General features: G+C 26.5%; 16 protein-coding genes and 1 riboswitch. All 16 genes read left to right on the forward strand.

Annotated elements, in window-relative coordinates; genetic code table 11:
- Window positions 1-301: 301 nt before the first annotated feature.
- The 16 genes from CP523_RS12920 (at window position 302) to cobD (ending at window position 16865) form a co-directional block, all read left to right on the forward strand.
- Window positions 302-763, forward strand: coding sequence for a MarR family winged helix-turn-helix transcriptional regulator (locus CP523_RS12920; protein WP_066678234.1), 462 nt, complete (start codon window positions 302-304; stop codon window positions 761-763).
- The gene (locus CP523_RS12925; RefSeq protein WP_066678233.1) at window positions 756-2123 is read left to right on the forward strand and encodes an MATE family efflux transporter; all 1368 of its coding nucleotides are present in this window, start codon (window positions 756-758) and stop codon (window positions 2121-2123) included. Before CP523_RS12920 ends, CP523_RS12925 begins: the two co-directional genes overlap by 8 nt.
- Window positions 2124-2230: 107 nt before the next feature.
- Entirely contained in the window at window positions 2231-4186 is a 1956-nt protein-coding gene (locus tag CP523_RS12930; RefSeq protein ID WP_066678229.1) for a GTP-binding protein, read from the forward strand.
- Window positions 4187-4273: 87 nt separating this feature from the next.
- Window positions 4274-5200: a M15 family metallopeptidase gene (locus CP523_RS12935; protein ID WP_066678227.1), complete on the forward strand. Its 927-nt coding sequence runs from the start codon at window positions 4274-4276 to the stop codon at window positions 5198-5200.
- Between the two features lie 12 nt (window positions 5201-5212).
- Complete coding sequence (locus CP523_RS16525; RefSeq protein ID WP_279221606.1) at window positions 5213-5347, forward strand: hypothetical protein; 135 nt, start codon at window positions 5213-5215, stop codon at window positions 5345-5347.
- Between the two features lie 69 nt (window positions 5348-5416).
- Window positions 5417-6112 (forward strand): PHP domain-containing protein, encoded by a 696-nt coding sequence (locus CP523_RS12940; protein WP_066678225.1) that lies wholly within the window; start codon window positions 5417-5419, stop codon window positions 6110-6112.
- A gap of 186 nt (window positions 6113-6298) precedes the next feature.
- Window positions 6299-7675, forward strand: a complete 1377-nt coding sequence (locus tag CP523_RS12945; protein ID WP_066678223.1) for an MATE family efflux transporter — start codon at window positions 6299-6301, stop codon at window positions 7673-7675.
- Window positions 7676-8195: 520 nt separating this feature from the next.
- On the forward strand, window positions 8196-10421 hold the full coding sequence (locus CP523_RS12950; protein ID WP_066678221.1) for a glycoside hydrolase family 2: 2226 nt from the start codon (window positions 8196-8198) through the stop codon (window positions 10419-10421).
- Window positions 10422-10594: 173 nt separating this feature from the next.
- A riboswitch (cobalamin riboswitch) is annotated at window positions 10595-10777 on the forward strand.
- A 127-nt stretch (window positions 10778-10904) separates the two neighbouring features.
- Window positions 10905-12008: a nicotinate-nucleotide--dimethylbenzimidazole phosphoribosyltransferase gene (gene cobT, locus CP523_RS12955; protein ID WP_066678219.1), complete on the forward strand. Its 1104-nt coding sequence runs from the start codon at window positions 10905-10907 to the stop codon at window positions 12006-12008.
- Window positions 12009-12018: 10 nt separating this feature from the next.
- On the forward strand, window positions 12019-12552 hold the full coding sequence (locus CP523_RS12960) for a cob(I)yrinic acid a,c-diamide adenosyltransferase (protein ID WP_066678217.1): 534 nt from the start codon (window positions 12019-12021) through the stop codon (window positions 12550-12552).
- A complete protein-coding gene (locus CP523_RS12965; protein WP_066678215.1) occupies window positions 12549-13100 on the forward strand; it encodes a bifunctional adenosylcobinamide kinase/adenosylcobinamide-phosphate guanylyltransferase in 552 nt (183 codons plus the stop codon). The genes CP523_RS12960 and CP523_RS12965 overlap by 4 nt, the downstream gene beginning before the upstream one ends.
- Window positions 13097-13852 carry an adenosylcobinamide-GDP ribazoletransferase gene (locus CP523_RS12970; protein ID WP_066678213.1) on the forward strand — a complete coding sequence of 252 codons (756 nt, stop codon included), beginning with the start codon at window positions 13097-13099 and terminating at the stop codon, window positions 13850-13852. The genes CP523_RS12965 and CP523_RS12970 overlap by 4 nt, the downstream gene beginning before the upstream one ends.
- A 12-nt stretch (window positions 13853-13864) precedes the next feature.
- A complete protein-coding gene (locus CP523_RS12975; RefSeq protein ID WP_066678212.1) occupies window positions 13865-14245 on the forward strand; it encodes a bifunctional adenosylcobinamide kinase/adenosylcobinamide-phosphate guanylyltransferase in 381 nt (126 codons plus the stop codon).
- Entirely contained in the window at window positions 14238-14840 is a 603-nt protein-coding gene (locus CP523_RS12980) for a histidine phosphatase family protein (RefSeq protein WP_066678211.1), read from the forward strand. Before CP523_RS12975 ends, CP523_RS12980 begins: the two co-directional genes overlap by 8 nt.
- Window positions 14841-14850: 10 nt before the next feature.
- A complete protein-coding gene (gene cbiB / locus CP523_RS12985; protein WP_066678210.1) occupies window positions 14851-15795 on the forward strand; it encodes an adenosylcobinamide-phosphate synthase CbiB in 945 nt (314 codons plus the stop codon).
- Window positions 15795-16865, forward strand: a complete 1071-nt coding sequence (gene cobD, locus CP523_RS12990; RefSeq protein ID WP_066678208.1) for a threonine-phosphate decarboxylase CobD — start codon at window positions 15795-15797, stop codon at window positions 16863-16865. Before cbiB ends, cobD begins: the two co-directional genes overlap by 1 nt.
- Window positions 16866-16933: the final 68 nt, after the last annotated feature.

The following is a 16933-nucleotide window of genomic DNA, read 5'->3' on the forward strand; positions in this document are numbered from 1 at the left end:
ACAAAAATTTTTATTCAAATTCAATAGGTTTTTATACTTTTACTACTTCATTGATAGATAGAGAAACAGGTAATAAAATGTTAGGATATAAACAACAAGAATAGGTTTTATATATGTATCAACTTATCATGATGGTGGCTAAATAAAATAATGAAGCCAGTAGAACTTTTAAATTCTATCTTTCTTAAAGATAATTATTATTAAATAGTATTGACTTTAAAGAAATAAAGTATTATATTAAATACATAATAAATAGTTAGAAAACTAACTATTATATTTCTAACTAATTCAGAGGTGTGTTATGAAAGAAACAAAAATATTAAATGATATAGGAATGGTATATCATTGGATGAGAAAGATTCTTAAAGATTGTGATACAAGTGGTTTAAATTTACCTTTAAATAAAACACAAGAAAGGGTAATTGTTATGATATATAAACACCCTAGAAATACTATGAGTATGATATGCAATTGTGTAGGATTAGAAAAAGGTTCTTTTACAGGTGTTGTTGATACTCTTATGAGTCTTGGATATATAACTAGGGAAAGAAGTGATAATGATAGAAGAAAAATATCATTAAGCTTAACTAAGAAAGGTGAAGATATAGCTATAGCAGTTGAAGAGGAAATGTATAAGGAACTTAAAAAAGTAATTTATCAGTATGGAGAAGATGAAGGTCAAATACTTATAGATTCTATAAGTAAGATAGCAGAGTTTGCTAGAAGAAAAGCAGGATATGATAAGGAGAAAAAAGATGAATGAAAAAAGATTAAATACACTAGCTAATGAAAAAGTATCTAAAGCTATATTCAAAATGTCAATACCAATGGTTATGGGTATGATGGTTCAAGTCTTATACAATTTAGTTGATACATATTTTATTGGTAGGTTAAATGATACTAATCAATTAGCAGCAGCTAATATTTCTTTTCCTATATTTATAGTTTTCATGGCTTTAGCAGGGGTTATGGGAATTGGAGCATCTTCATATATTTCAAGAGCTCTTGGAAAAAATGAAAAAGGTGAAGCAGATAAAACAGCAACTATAGCATTAGTTTTATGTTTAGGCTTAGGATTAATAATAACAATTTTAGGATTAATATTTATAAAAAGTATAGTTATAGTATTAGGTTCTAGCAATGAAACATTTATTTATACATATAGATATGTTGCAATAATGTTAATAGGTGGAGTTTTTATAATGGGTAATTTTGCATTAGGACAACTTCTTAGAGCAGAAGGTGGAGCAATGCAATCTATGATGGGGCTTTTAATTGGAACAGTAGCTAATATAGTTTTAGATCCAATATTTATATTTACATTTAATATGCAAATAACAGGTGCAGCTTTAGCAACTATAGTAGGTAATTTTTTAGGATTTGCATATTATGCCTATGTATTTTTATCTAATAAAACAGTAACTAAAATAAATTTCAAATTATTTTCATTTGATAAAAAAATTATAGGAGAAATATTAAAAATTGGCTTACCAGCATCATTAAATCAAATGCTTATGAGTGTTGCTATAACGGTATCTAATAATATAGCAGTATATTATGGAGCTGTTGTAGTTGCAGGAATGGGAGTTGCAAGTAAAATAATGACTATAGGAACATTTATATTTATGGGATTTTCTTCAGGATGTCAACCATTAGTAGGATATAATTATGGAGCTAAAAATGTTGAAAGAGTCAAAGAAGTAATAAAAAAGGGAATAATAATAACTTCAACAATAGGTGTTGTATTAGCTATTATATTTGGAGTATTTGCAAATAATTTAATAAATATATTTATAAATGATGGAGAAGTTGTTAAGTATGGAACTATAATTTTAAGAGCACTTATACTTTCTTTACCATTTGTAGGAGCACAAATGGTAAGTACAACAAGTGTTCAATCAATGGGAAAAGCATTACCAGCTCTTATATTATCAATATCTAGACAAGGTATATTATATATTCCGTTAATATTGATTTTAAATTTAGTAGGTGGTTTTACAGGTTTTATTTATGCACAACCAATTACAGATTTAATTATGTTAATTTTATGCATAATAGTTTTATTAATAATATTAAATAGGGATGCTATTATGTTAGTTAGGGAAAAAGAAATAATAAAATAATATATTTAAAATAAAGGATATAGAATAAATAGTTTAATATGACTATCTATTGTATATCTTTTTTTTATATAATAAATTATATAAATATTATGTAGAGGTAAAGACAAATGAGAAAAACTATAGGAATATTAGCTCATGTAGATGCAGGAAAAACAACTCTTGCTGAACAGATACTATATCATACAAAAAGTATAAGAAGTAGAGGAAGAGTAGATCATAAAAATTCATTTTTAGACAGTCATAACATAGAAAGGGAAAGAGGGATAACTGTTTTTTCAGATCAAGGAATATTTCAGTACAATAACTCAAAATATTATCTTATTGACACACCAGGACATGCTGATTTTTCATCTGAAATGGAGCGTGGGATTCAAATAATGGATTATGCCATTTTAATATTAAGTGCTGTTGATGGAATACAAGGTCATAGTGAAACAGTATGGAGCTTATTAAAAAAGCATAAAATACCAACATTTATTTTTATAAACAAGATGGATAGAGTAGGTGTAAATTTAAATGAGGTAATAGAAGAAATAAAAGATAAATTTACTAAGGATATTTGCATTATAAAAAATTATCTAAAAGAGAATTTAATGGATGAAACTTTTATTGATTTTATTGTTGAAAAGGATGATGAATTATTAGAAAAATATTTAGAAGGAAATTATAAAGAAGAGGATTTAATTAATTGCTTCAAAAAAATAATTAAAGAAAATAAAGCATACCCTGTATTTTTAGGATCAGCTCTTCAAGATGTTGGTATAGAAGAATTTATTAATAATTTAGATTTATTAACTTATACTAATTATAATGAAGATGAAAAATTTTCAGGAAAGGTTTATAAAATAAAACATGATAATGATGGAACTAAATTAACTTACATAAAAGCTTTATCTGGAAGTTTAAAAATAAAAGAAGAAATAGAATATGGAAAAGCTGAAAATAGGAAATTAGATAAAATTAATCAAATACGAATATATAATGGAAATAAATATAAAAATGTTGATAAGATATCAGCTGGAGATATATTTGCAGTTGTAGGACTTACAGAGGCTATTTCAGGTGATGGAGTTGGAGAATTTAAAGAAACTAGCATGTATAATATGGTTCCAACATTAAAATCTAAAGTAATATATAGTAAAGATTTAAATCCTAAGGATATATTAAAGATATTTAAGATTTTAGAAGCGGAAGATCCAGCATTAAATGTAGTTTGGGACGAAGTACTTAAAGAACTTCAAATTAATATTATGGGAGTTATACAGTTAGAAATATTAAAGGAGTTAGTTAAAGAAAGATTTAAAGTAGATATTTCATTTGGTCCTTGTGAAATATTATATAAGGAAACTATAGAAGGTGAAACTATAGGCTATGGACATTTTGAACCATTAAAGCATTATGCAGAAGTACATTTAAAAATAGAAGAGGGAAAGAGGAATAGTGGGATAATATTTAAAAATAAATGTCATACTGATAATTTAACAGTAGGTCAACAAAATTTAGTGAAAACCCACATCTATGAGAAAGATCACAATGGTATATTAATAGGCTCACCTATAACAGATTTAGAAATTACTTTATTAACAGGAAAAGCTCATGATAAGCACACAAGTGGAGGAGATTTTAGAGAGGCTACATTTAGAGCATTAAGACAAGGATTAGAAAAAGCAAAAAATATATTATTAGAACCTTATTATAGCTTTAATATAAATATGGAAGTTGATTACATGGGAAGAGTATTATCTGATATACAGAAATTAAATGGAGTTTTTGAGATAAAAGAAAATAAATGTGAAAAGATAAATATAGTAGGAAGAGGACCTGTGTCCACATTTATGGATTATAGTAAAGAATTTATAGCTTTAACTAAAGGAAAGGGGAAAATTAGCTTTGTATTTGATGGATATGATATATGTCATAATGAAAATGAGGTGATTAATAAAATATCATATGATAAAAATGCAGATATTAATTATTCTTCAAGTTCAATATTTTGTTCAAAAGGTGAGGGTTTTATAGTTCCATGGAATGAAGCAGAAGAATATATGCATTTATTAAAATAGTTTTATATTTTTATTTGTAATTAGAGCATACATATAATTTTTATCCTTGGTAAACCTAAAAGTGAAGTACTTTTAAGAGGTGATTAAATGAGAAGATTTACAAAGATATTAATTATTATATGTATTTGTTTGTTAATAAGTATGAAAAACATAGTTACATTTGCAGAAACTATCACAGAGGATGAACTATATAATATTAATGCAAAGAGAGATATTTTAGTATTAATGTTAGCTTATCAAGATGAAGTTAAGACTGTAGAAAAGGATAGTAATGGATTAATTTATTTGGTAATGAATAGTGGTAAAAAAATAGTGTATGATGATAAAAAATCAAAAACTAATGAAGAAAAATTAATAAATCCAGATTTGCAGGATATGTTAGAAGTTAAATATTCTTTAGAAAGTATTGATAAGGTACAAAAGGGAAATAGAGATCCAGGAAGAGCAAGAGTATATGAATTATTAAATGAAGTTTATGGTAATACTGAAAGTAATATTACTAAAAATTTAGAGCAAGTTTCAACAGCTTATGGAACTTATCCTTTTAATAAGAAAAATGAAGCGGCTGAAAGCCTAAAAAAAGCATTAAAAGAAGCTAGTGAGGCAGCAAAATCTAATCCTAAAATTGGAGGATGCATTGCACCTATAAATGGAACTTTTAATTATAGAGTAGTAAGAGGAACAGGTAGACTTAGTGCTCATGCTTATGGAATAGCAATAGATTTAAATAGAAATAATAGTGACTATTGGAAATGGGTTAAAGAAGAGGAAGGTTCAAAACGAATAGCATCATATCCAGTTGAGTTAGTTAATGCTTTTGAGAATAATGGATTTGTTTGGGGCGGAAAATGGGAGCATTTTGATATATTACATTTTGAATATAGACCAGAGTTTATATTCAAAGCAAAATACTTTAATAACAGTGAAATAAAAGAAAATGAAAATTGGTATAATGGAGTTCCTATGGATGAAGAGACAAAAGCAAAAATAGATTTAATAGATAATACTATCTAGTTTTAATAAATTTTGACAAATAATAAACATTTAAAGAGAAATATTATTACAAAATTAAAGTGTTCAGATAGGGTGGAAGCAACTATATCTGCTATAAATAATAATATAAAAGAATATTATTATGCAAAAATGAATTCTAAAGTATAGTGAAAAAATAGTTGCTGAATTATATTTATTACATATTATAATATGAACGAATAATATTTGAGGTTATAAATGTATACAAAAGGGGACTTTCATTTACACACAACTAAATCAGATGGAGATCATACTCCTACTGAAATTGTAAAGATGGCTAAAAAACAAGGATTAGATATAATTTCAATAACTGATCATAACACTACAGCAGGTATTGCAGAAGCTAAAAAAATAGGAACTGCTTTAGGAGTTAAAATTATTCCAGGATTAGAATTATCAACAAGATATAAAGGCAGAAAGATTCATGTTTTAGGATATTTCTTAGATGATAAATATAAAAATAAAAATTTTCAAAAGGGATTAAAGTATATTAAATCACATAATACACAGGCATTACAAAAATTAATGAAGGGAAAAATTTTAGTTTCTAAAGATGATGAGAAAAATAGGATAGATGTAAGAACTGGAGTAGATTTCTTAAGATTTTTTGGAGCTACAATTGTATTAGCTCATCCTGTAAAGATAAAACCTGTTATGTTCCGTGAAATTATCAATTTAGACTTTAATGGTATAGAAGCAATTTATTTTAAAAATAAACCAGAAGAAACGGAGTATTTTAAAAAGATAGCAGAAGATAGGGACATGTTTTATACTGCAGGCTCAGATTTTCATACAAATAAAACTTTAGATAAACGACATGGCTTAATTGGAGATGTATATTTAAATAAAGAAGAAATAGAAAGATTTCTTAAAGCCCTAGAAGAGAATAATTAAAAGGTCTTACTCAGAAATAAGTTAAAAACTAATGTTTCTGAGTAAGACCTTTTCTAAAAATTAACATAAATTTTTTTGGAAAATCTATTTATAAAATATTAATAAAGTAGTATTATAATATAAGAAATTAAATGAATTTATATTCATAAGCGGAAGTAGTCTTAAAATTTCAAAGGGGATGAATAGATGTCTAGAGGAACAACGAATTTAGGAAAAGATCCAGTAGGAAATTTATTGTTTAAATTAGCATTACCGGCTATAATAGCTCAGCTTGTTAATGTTTTATACAACATAGTTGATAGAATTTTTATAGGAAGGATACCTAATGGAGATCTAGCAATGGCTGGAGTTGGGGTAGTATTTCCAATAATAATGATAATATCAGCTGTTAGCGCACTTGTAGGTATGGGTGGAGCTCCATTAGCAGCTATAAAAATGGGAGAAGAAGATAATGAAGGAGCAGAAAGAATAATTAGTAATAGTTTTACTATGTTAATAGTTTTAGGTGTTTTATTAACTATAGGATTTTTAATCTTTAAAGAACCTATACTTTGGACTTTTGGAGCAAGTGAAGCTACAATAGGATTTTCAAATGATTATTTAACACTATATTTAATTGGAACAGTTTTTGTCCAAATTGCATTAGGAATGAATCCATTTATAAATACTCAAGGGTTTGCTAAAACGGGAATGGTAACTGTAATGATAGGCGCAGTTATAAATATAATTTTAGATCCAATATTTATATTTGGGTTAGATATGGGAGTTAAAGGAGCGGCATTGGCTACAATATTAGCTCAAATAATTTCAGCAATATGGGTTTTAGTATTTTTATTTGGTAAAAAAAGTATTATTAAAATAAGAAAGAAATACTTAGTACCTAATATTAAAATTATAGGTTCAATAATTGCATTAGGAATATCTCCATTTATAATGCAAGCTACTGAAAGTTTAGTGTTAATAACATTAAATAATAAATTATTTATGTATGGAAGAGATTTAGCAGTTGGAGCTATGACTATAATGAGTAGTGTTATGCAAATAGTAATTTTACCATTAATGGGATTATCCCAAGGTGCTCAACCTATTATAAGTTATAATTATGGATCTAAAAATAGTAAGAGGGTAAAGAAGACATTTAAACTTTTACTTATTAGTTGTTTAGCATATACAGGAGTAATGTGGGCCTTATTAATGTTATTCCCACAAGTATTTGTAAATATATTTAATAATAAGCCAGAGCTTGTAGAAATTACTTCCTGGAGTATAAGAATATATTTCGCAGGTATATTTATGTTTGGAGCTCAAATAGCATGTCAACAAACTTTTCTTGCTTTGGGTCAAGCTAAGATATCTTTAATGTTAGCTTTACTTAGAAAAATAATTCTGTTAATTCCATTTATATTTATATTACCAACATTCTTTAATAATAAATTAATGGGAGTATTAATGGCAGAACCTTTTGCAGATGTAATAGCAGCTTTAATAACTATTATATCTTTTATAATATTTTATAAAAAAACTTTTAATACTAAAAATTTAGAAAAATTAATTGGAAATTAATTTAATAATATATAAAAATAAGAAAGGTGAATATCTGAAAACTATAGTAGAATAATTATTATTGAGATTTTTCAAATAAAAAATCACTTAGTAAGAATATTTAATCTTGCTAGGTGATTTTATTATATATAATTGTATTATTTGGTGATTGTAATTGTGAGTTGTATTATAACTTTAATATTTGTATTTTATAAGTCATTTTTTACAAAGGAAAGTAAGAAGATTTAACGGAACATATGTAAAAAAAGAATATGTATATAAATGGAAGACATGCTCTTCCATTAATTTTTTACCATATCAACAGTTTAATCTAACAGAGTATTTATATTTAACATAAGTAATTTATTTATGTTAAAAAGTATAGAAAATCTGGAAAATATCGAGATTTATATATATTTATGAAGGGGATTTAGTAAAATTATAGAAATAACTTAAGGGAAGATTTTGTAAACTATATGAAGAGTAAATTATATTTTAAATGTTTAATATTATCTAATGTTGATGTGAGGGGGGATTTAAAATGGTATCTAATAATAAAATTTTATTAAATGATAATTGGCAATTTAAAGTTTTAGATTCTGAAAGTTATGAGGAAATAATAATACCACATACAAATAAAGAAATTCCTTATAATTATTTTGATGAAAGAGATTATCAAATAATATCATGTTATAAAAGAAATTTTACAGTATCAAATAGCAATAAAAGAATATTTTTAAAGTTTGATGGTGTAATGACAGCTTTTAAATTATTTATAAATAATAATTATGTTAATGAATACAAAGGAGGATATATACCTCATTTTATAGAGGTTACTGATTTTGTACATTTTGATAAAGAAAATGAAATATATGTAGAGGTTGATTCAACTGAAAGAGAAGATGTTCCACCATTTGGAGGTGTATTAGATTATTTAACTTTTGGAGGAATATATAGAGATGTATTTCTTTATGAACATAACAGTTGTTTTATAGAAAATATTCATTATGATTATAAGGTTGAAAACTACCTTAATGGCACTGGTAAAGTAGTAGTATCTCCAAAGGTTTTAATAAATAGTAATAATAAAGATACAAATAATTTAATAACATTAAAAATAGGAAAAGAAGAATTTGAGTTTTATACTAAAGTTAAAAAAGGATCTAATTGGTATAAATTAAATGATATTCAGTTAGATAATATAAAACTTTGGTCATTAGAAGATCCTAGACTTTATAGGGCAGATATGAATTTATTTATTAGCAATGAAATATTAGACAGTAGTACAATGAATATTGGATTTAGGAAAATTGAAGTTAACGGTACAGGTTTTTATTTAAATGGGAAGAAAATAAAAATAATGGGTTTAAATAGGCATCAATCTTTTCCTTATGTTGGATATGCAATGCCAAAAAGAGCTCAAATAAAAGATGCAGATATATTAAAGGATGAACTAAGTATTAATTTAGTAAGAACCTCTCATTATCCTCAATCACCTTATTTTTTAGATAGATGTGATGAGATAGGTTTATTAGTTTTAGAAGAAATACCAGGATGGCAACATATAAGTCAAAGGGAGGATTGGAGACAACAAGTTTTAGAGGATGTTAAAGGAATGATAAATAGAGATTTTAATCATCCTTCAATAATAACTTGGGGAGTTAGAATAAATGAATCTCTTGATGATGATGAGCTTTACTCAAATACTAATAAAGTAGCTAGAGATATAGATAGTAGTAGACCAACTTGTGGAGTAAGATACTTAGAAGGTAGTAGCTTTTTTGAGGATATATATACTATGAATGATTTTAGTTATGATGGTGGAGAAATAGTACTAAGAAGTAGAGATACAGTTACTAAGTTAGAAAAGAAAGTTCCTTATTTAGTTACAGAATTTTGTGGACATATATATCCAACTAAATCTTTTGATCATGAACAAAGAGTAGTAGAACAAGCTCTTAGACATGGTGTAGTACAAAGTAAATCAAGAAGTTCAGATGATTATTTAGGTGCAATAGGATGGTGTGCATTTGATTATAATACACATTTTGATTTTGGATCCGGTGATAGAATTTGCTATCATGGAGTAATGGATATGTTTAGGCAACCTAAATATGCAGCTTATATGTATAAAAGTCAAAAGAACCCTAAAATTCAAGCCATTGTGGAGCCATTAACTTTATGGTCAAGAGGGGAAAGAGATAAGGGAATAGCCTTTCCTATATACTTATGTACAAATTGTGAAGAAGTAGAGGTTATACTAGGTGGACGCAGCTTAGGAATATTTAAAAGAGATGAAAATACTGTAGATGAAAATTTAAAATATTTAGAGTATCCACCAATTAAGGTTGATTTGTTAAATGGAGATTGGGGAAGCAAATGGAGTGAAATAGAATTTATAGGATATATAAATGGAGAAAAGGCTTCTAGCAAGAAGTTTTGTGAAAATCCTGTAGTTACAGATTTGAAAGTAGTTGTAGATAATAATGAACTATGTGGAAAAGAGCTAGATACAACTAGAGTTTCAGTAACAGTTGTAGATAAATATAAAAATAAACTTCCTTATGCAACAGGAGCAATATTTTTAGAAACAGTAGGAGATATAGATATAATAGGGCCTAAGGTTGTTTCATTAATTGGTGGCTCAATAGCATTTTGGGTTAAAACTAAGGGGAAATTTATTAATAATAGGACACAAGTTTTAATTAAAAGTTCTTTTGGTATAGAAAAAGTAGTAAATATAAAATTAACTGAAAGTTATAAATAATATTTAGTTTAAGAGGATAAGGAATTTATAAAAATTTAGTATCCTCTATTTATTTACATTAAAAGTTTTTTAGATTTTAAAAATTAAATAAGTGCCATTAATAGAGTCATAATCTTAAATTCACATTCTATATCATTGACTTTTATATAAATTATAAGCTATTATAACAAAAAGAGGAATAATTCTGTAAGGGTTGTTTATTACATTAAAAGGGAAATAGGTTAAAAGCCTATGCGGTCCCGCCGCCGTAAAAGAGGAGCTAGTCTTAATAGTCACTGAAATTTAATTTTGGGAAGACTAAGGCAAAGAAGCAATGATTCTTAAGCCGGAATACCTGCCTTTACTTAAAGCACTATAAACTTCACGGTGTATGAAGGGTGTATTGTATAAAATAGAAGTATATTTATATCTATATTTAATGTATACAAGCATCTTACAAAAGTAAGGTGCTTTTTATTTTTTTATAAATAGGTGGAGAGTAATATGAATAATAAAAATAGTTTAGTTAATTTTATAAATAATATTAATCCTATAAATGAAGAAGTTATGGAAGAGACAAGAAAAAGGTTAGATTCATTAGCGAAACCATTAGGGAGTCTTGGAAAATTAGAAGATATAGCAGTAAAACTTTCTGGAATTACAGGAAAGGTAAAAAATAAAATTAAGAAAAAGTGTATTATTATTTTATCATCAGATAATGGTGTAGTTGAGGAAGGAGTTGCATCAGCTCCTCAATATGTAACACTAGCTCAAACTATTAACTTTACAAAGGGTTTAACTGGAGTTGCAGTTATTGCAAAGGAAGGTAACTCAGATTTAATGGTAGTAGATGTAGGTGTCAATACTGATAAAAAAATTCATGGTGTAATAGATAGAAAAATAAGAAAAGGCACAAATAATATATCAAAAGAACCTGCAATGACTTACGAAGAATGTATAAAAGCAATAAGTATTGGAATTGAAATGGTAGAAAGAGCTAATAATTATGGATATGACATTTTAGGTGTAGGGGAAATGGGAATAGGAAATACAACTACAAGTAGTGCTGTATTAATTGCCTTAACAAATTGTGATATTAAATATGCTATTGGTAAAGGAGCCGGTATAACCAATTTAGCTTTTGAAAAGAAAAAAGAAGTCATAAAAAAGGCCTTAGAGATAAATAAACCTAATAAAAGTGATCCAATAGATGTGTTATCTAAAGTAGGCGGCTTTGATTTAGCAGCTATGGCAGGGGTTTTTATAGGTGCAGCATATTATAGAATTCCTGTAGTTATAGATGGATTTATATCTTCAGTAGCAGCATTAGCAGCAGTAAGGATGAACCCTTTAATAAGGGAATATTTGATTCCATCTCATTTATCTAAGGAAATTGGATATAATATTGCTATGAAGGAATTAAATTTAGAACCCATGGTTAATTTAGATATGAGATTAGGTGAAGGAAGTGGATGCCCAATAGCGTTTTCTATAGTAGATTATGCCTGTGCAGTTATTAGTAATATGGCAACATTTGAAGAAGCAGAAATAGATTCAAGTTATTTAGATGAAGTTAGAGAAAAAGAAAATTATATAGTAGAAATTTAGGAGGATTAAAATGGAATTAGGACTTATTCATATATATTGTGGAAATGGAAAAGGAAAAACAACAGCAGCTATGGGGCTTGGTATGAGAGCTTGTGGAAGAGGATATAAGGTATTATTAACTCAATTTTTAAAAGATAATGATACAGGAGAGCTTAAATCAATAGAAAAATTAAGCGATAATTTTCATGTTTTTTTAGGGGTGCCTATGAAGAGATTTTTTAATTATTTAAGTGAAGAAGATAAACTTGAAGTAATTAAAGAGCACAGAGAAAGATTTGAAAAAGTTACTAAAAAGGCAGTAGAAGAAAAATATGATCTATTAATTATGGATGAAATTATGGCTTCTTTAAATTATGGAATTTTAGAATTAGATAAAGTTGTAGAATTTTTAGAAAATAAACCAAAAAACTTAGAAGTAGTTTTAACAGGACGAAATCCAGATAAAAAGTTAATAGATTTAGCTCATTATGTATCAGAAATTAATCCGATTAAACATCCATATGAACAAAGTAAGATACCAGCAAGAGTGGGTATAGAAAAGTGATTTGTTTAGTAGTTGGAGGAGCTAAAAGTGGAAAGTCTATGTATGGACAAAATTTAGCTAAAGCTTTAGAAGATAAAAATGGAAATTTATATTATGTTGCAACAATGAATCCATATGACTTAGAGGATTTAAAAAGAATAGAAAATCATCTAAAGGATAGAGAAGGATACGGATTTAAGACTATAGAAAAGCAAAAAAATATAGAAGAAGTTTTAGGATATATAAATGAAAATGATACGCTATTAATAGATAGTATAACTTCCCTTGTAACCAATGAAATGTTTTTGGAAAAAGATTTTATAAAGGATGTGAAATCTAAAATAATTATGGGTTTAGAACAAATAAAGGAAAGGAGTAAAAATGTTATAATAGTTTCTGATTATGTATTTGGTGATAGTATAATTTATGATAATTATACTGAAAACTTTAGAAGGGAACTTGGAAATATTAATAGGGAAATAGCTTTTTTTTCTGATATAGTTATAGAATGTATTTATGGAAATGTTATAAAACATAAAGGAAAGGAATTATTAAAGGAAATAATATGAAAAAATATTTTAAAGGATTTTTAATGGCTATTAGTATGTTTACAATAATTCCATTACCTTATTATCAGTGGGATGATGAAGGCGCAAAGCATATTCTTAAATTTTATCCTTTTATAGGTTTTGTAATAGGATTAATTTGGTATGGAATATATAAATTAACGGTGCTTTTAGGAATGTCTACTATGTTATCTTCAGCTATAACTATGATTATTCCATTTGTAATTACAGGAATGTTACATTTAGATGGTTATATGGATGTTTGTGATGCCCTTTTATCCAGAAGAGACAAAGAAGAAAAAATTAGAATATTAAAGGATCCAAATACAGGAGCTTTTGCAGTAATATCTTTGGGAATATTATTTATAGTTGATTTTGCTGCTATTTATACAATTGTGGATAATAATATTAATACTTTAGGATTTATTTTAATTCCGATAATATCACGAGGACTTATGGGATTATTATTGATATGTAAAAATCCAATGAAAGAAAGCTCATTAGGAGCATATTTTAGAAAAGATACTGGAAAGTTTGATAAGTTAATATTAGTAGGGATTTTAATTATAGTATCGATAGCCTTTTATCTAATTTTCAATATAAAGGCATTAATAATTCCTATTTTAATGATTATTTCAGGTTTGTTAGTAGTAAGAAGTAGTGCAAATGAATTAGGTGGTATGTCTGGAGATAGTGCAGGATATGGACTTGTTATTTCAGAATTAATTGGAGTGTTATTTTTAACACTTATATAAGGAGGGTTACTAATGATATTAGTTTTTGGAGGGGCATATAACGGAAAAATAAAATGGGTTAAAGAAAAATATAAAATAGAAGAGGTAGATATATTTTATTGTAATAGCTCAGAAATAGATTTATCTAAAAGAGTTATTTGTGGATTACATAAGTTTACATATGCTGCAGGTAAAGACTCATTAGATCCACTTAAGATTTTAATAGATAATAAAGAAATTTTAAAAGATAAAATAATTATATGTGATGAAATTTCATCTGGAATAGTTCCATTAAAGAAAGAAGAAAGAGTATGGAGAGAAAATACTGGTAGATGCCTACAATTTTTAAGTGAAAATTCTAATAAGGTATATAGAATTTTTTGTGGTTTAGAAATGGTGCTTAAAGATGTATAAGTTAGAATTATATATGTTAAGACATGGAAAAACTATTTTTAACGAAGAAAGGTTATATTGTGGGACAAGTAATCCTTCCTTAAGTGAAGAAGGAAGAAGTGAATTAATAAAGTTGTTAAAAGATATAAAATATCCACAGTGTAATGAGTATTTTACAAGTGGTGCTACAAGAGCTAATGAAACTTTTGAAATCTTGTATCCTAATGAACAATATGAAGTTATAAGTGGATTTTCAGAATATGATTTTGGTGATTTTGAAGGAAAATCTTATGAGATGTTAAAAAAGGAAAAAGCATATATAGATTGGATTACAGATGATTTAGGTGATGTACATTGTCCTAATGGTGAAAGTAAAAAAATATATATAAATAGAATTGTAAATACTTTTAAAAATTTTATAAGAAACTGTAAAGTGAAAAAATTACAATCAGTTATGTTAGTGTCTCACGGGGGAACTATTGGAACAATATTAGAACTTTTTTATGATAAAAGAAAAAGCTTTTATCAATGGCAACCAGAGTGTGGAAAAGGTTATAAATTAACTATTTTAGTAAGTGATGAAATAAAGGTAGAAAAAGTAGAAGAAGTAAAGTAGGTAGATAAAAATGATAGATTTAACTATAGGTTTTTTATTGGATTTAATAATAGGAGATCCACAAAATCCTATACATCCAGTTAGAATCATAGGTAATTTATGTAGAGTTTTAGAGAATTTCTTTAGAAGTATTATGAAAAAATATTTAAAATTAGCAGGACTTATAACATGGATTATTGTGGTTTTAGCAGTATATTTTATTAATTATATTATTATAAAGTTTATTTTAAATATTAATATAGTAGCAGGAGTTATTTTTAGTGGAATATTAATTTATTTCTGTATTTCAGCTAAGGGATTAAAAGTAGAAGGATTAAAGGTTTATAATTATTTAATAAAAAATGATATAGAATGTGCAAGAAAGCAACTATCATATATAGTTGGAAGAGATACAAAATCCTTAGATAAAAAAGGTATAATAAGAGCTGTTGTAGAAACTATAGCAGAAAATATGTCAGATGGAGTAATAGCACCTTTATTTTATGCAGGAATTGGAGGGGCACCTCTTGCAATGGCATATAAAGCAGTAAATACTATGGATTCTATGTTTGGATATAAAAATGATAAATATATGGAGTTTGGGTTTTTCCCAGCAAAGTTAGATGATGTGTTTAATTACATACCAGCAAGAATTACTGGATTATTAACTGTGCTTACAGCCTTTATTTTAAAGTTAAATTGGAAAAATAGTTTTAAAATTTATAATAGAGATAAGTATAATCATACAAGTCCTAATAGTGCTCATCCAGAGGCAGCTGTAGCAGGTGCATTAGGGATAAAACTTGGAGGAGCAAATTATTATTTTGGAAAATTAGTAGAAAAACCTACTATTGGAGATAAACTAAAAGAAATAGAATTATCTGATATAGATTCAACTAATAAGATTTTGTACGGAGTAGCTATTTTAGGATATATTTTAGGGATTTTAATAAACTTAATTTGGAGGCTTTTATAATGACTAAATCTATTCATGGTGGAAATACAGCAGAAATTTCAAGAAAATACGGAATGCATGAAGATGAAATTATAGATTTTTCAGCTAATATTAACCCATTAGGGTTAAATAAAGAAGTTAAAAAGGCAATGATTAATGCAATAGATAAGGTGAGTAAATATCCAGATATAACTTATTATAATTTGAAAAAATCTATAAGTAATTATGAATGTATAAATGAAGAAAATTTAATCTTAGGTAATGGAGCAGCAGAAGTAATATTTAACGTAGTTCGTGGATTAAATCCTAAAAGGGTATTAATTCCGGCACCAACATTTGGGGAATATGAAGAGGCCGTTTTAAGTATTGATGGAGAAATAGAATATTACTATTTAAGTGAAGAAAATAAATTTAATTTAGATGGTGGATTAATAGATAAGATAGATGAAACCATAGATATGGTGTTCATATGTAATCCAAATAATCCAACGGGAGTTGTAACATCTAATAAATATATAGAGGAAATTGCTAAAAAAGCTTTGAAAACAAAAACTATAGTAGTATTAGATGAATCCTTTCTTGATTTTGTAGATAACTCAGAAGAATTTACTGGAAAATATATTTTAAATAAATATAATAATATAATTATAATAAAATCATTAACTAAGTTTTTTGCAATGCCAGGAATAAGAATAGGATATGGGATTTCAAATAATAAAAGTGTAATAGAAAAAATAAATAAGGTTACAGTAGCATGGAGTATAAACTCAGTAGCTGTTGATGGAGTTATAGAGGCTTTAATGCAAAAAGAGTATATAGAAGACACAAAGAAATATCTTAATTTACAAAAAGAATATCTTTATAATGAATTAAAATCTTTTAAGGATTTAAAGGTATTTAAACCATCTGTTAATTTTATAATGTTTAAGGTTCTTAAAAATATAGATTTTAAAGATTATCTAATAAAAAGGGGAATTCTAATAAGAAGTTGTAACAATTATAAAGGACTTGATAATAATTATTATAGAGTTGCAGTAAGAACTAAAGAGGAAAACAATATATTAATACAAGCTATAAAGACAGTATTTTAAAATACTGTCTTTTTCAGACTGCTGACAAAGTGTCAGCAGTCTTTAATTTTATACAAATATGTAATATA

It is taken from the genome of Clostridium septicum (assembly GCF_003606265.1).
GTDB classification, from domain to species: Bacteria; Bacillota; Clostridia; order Clostridiales; family Clostridiaceae; genus Clostridium; species Clostridium septicum.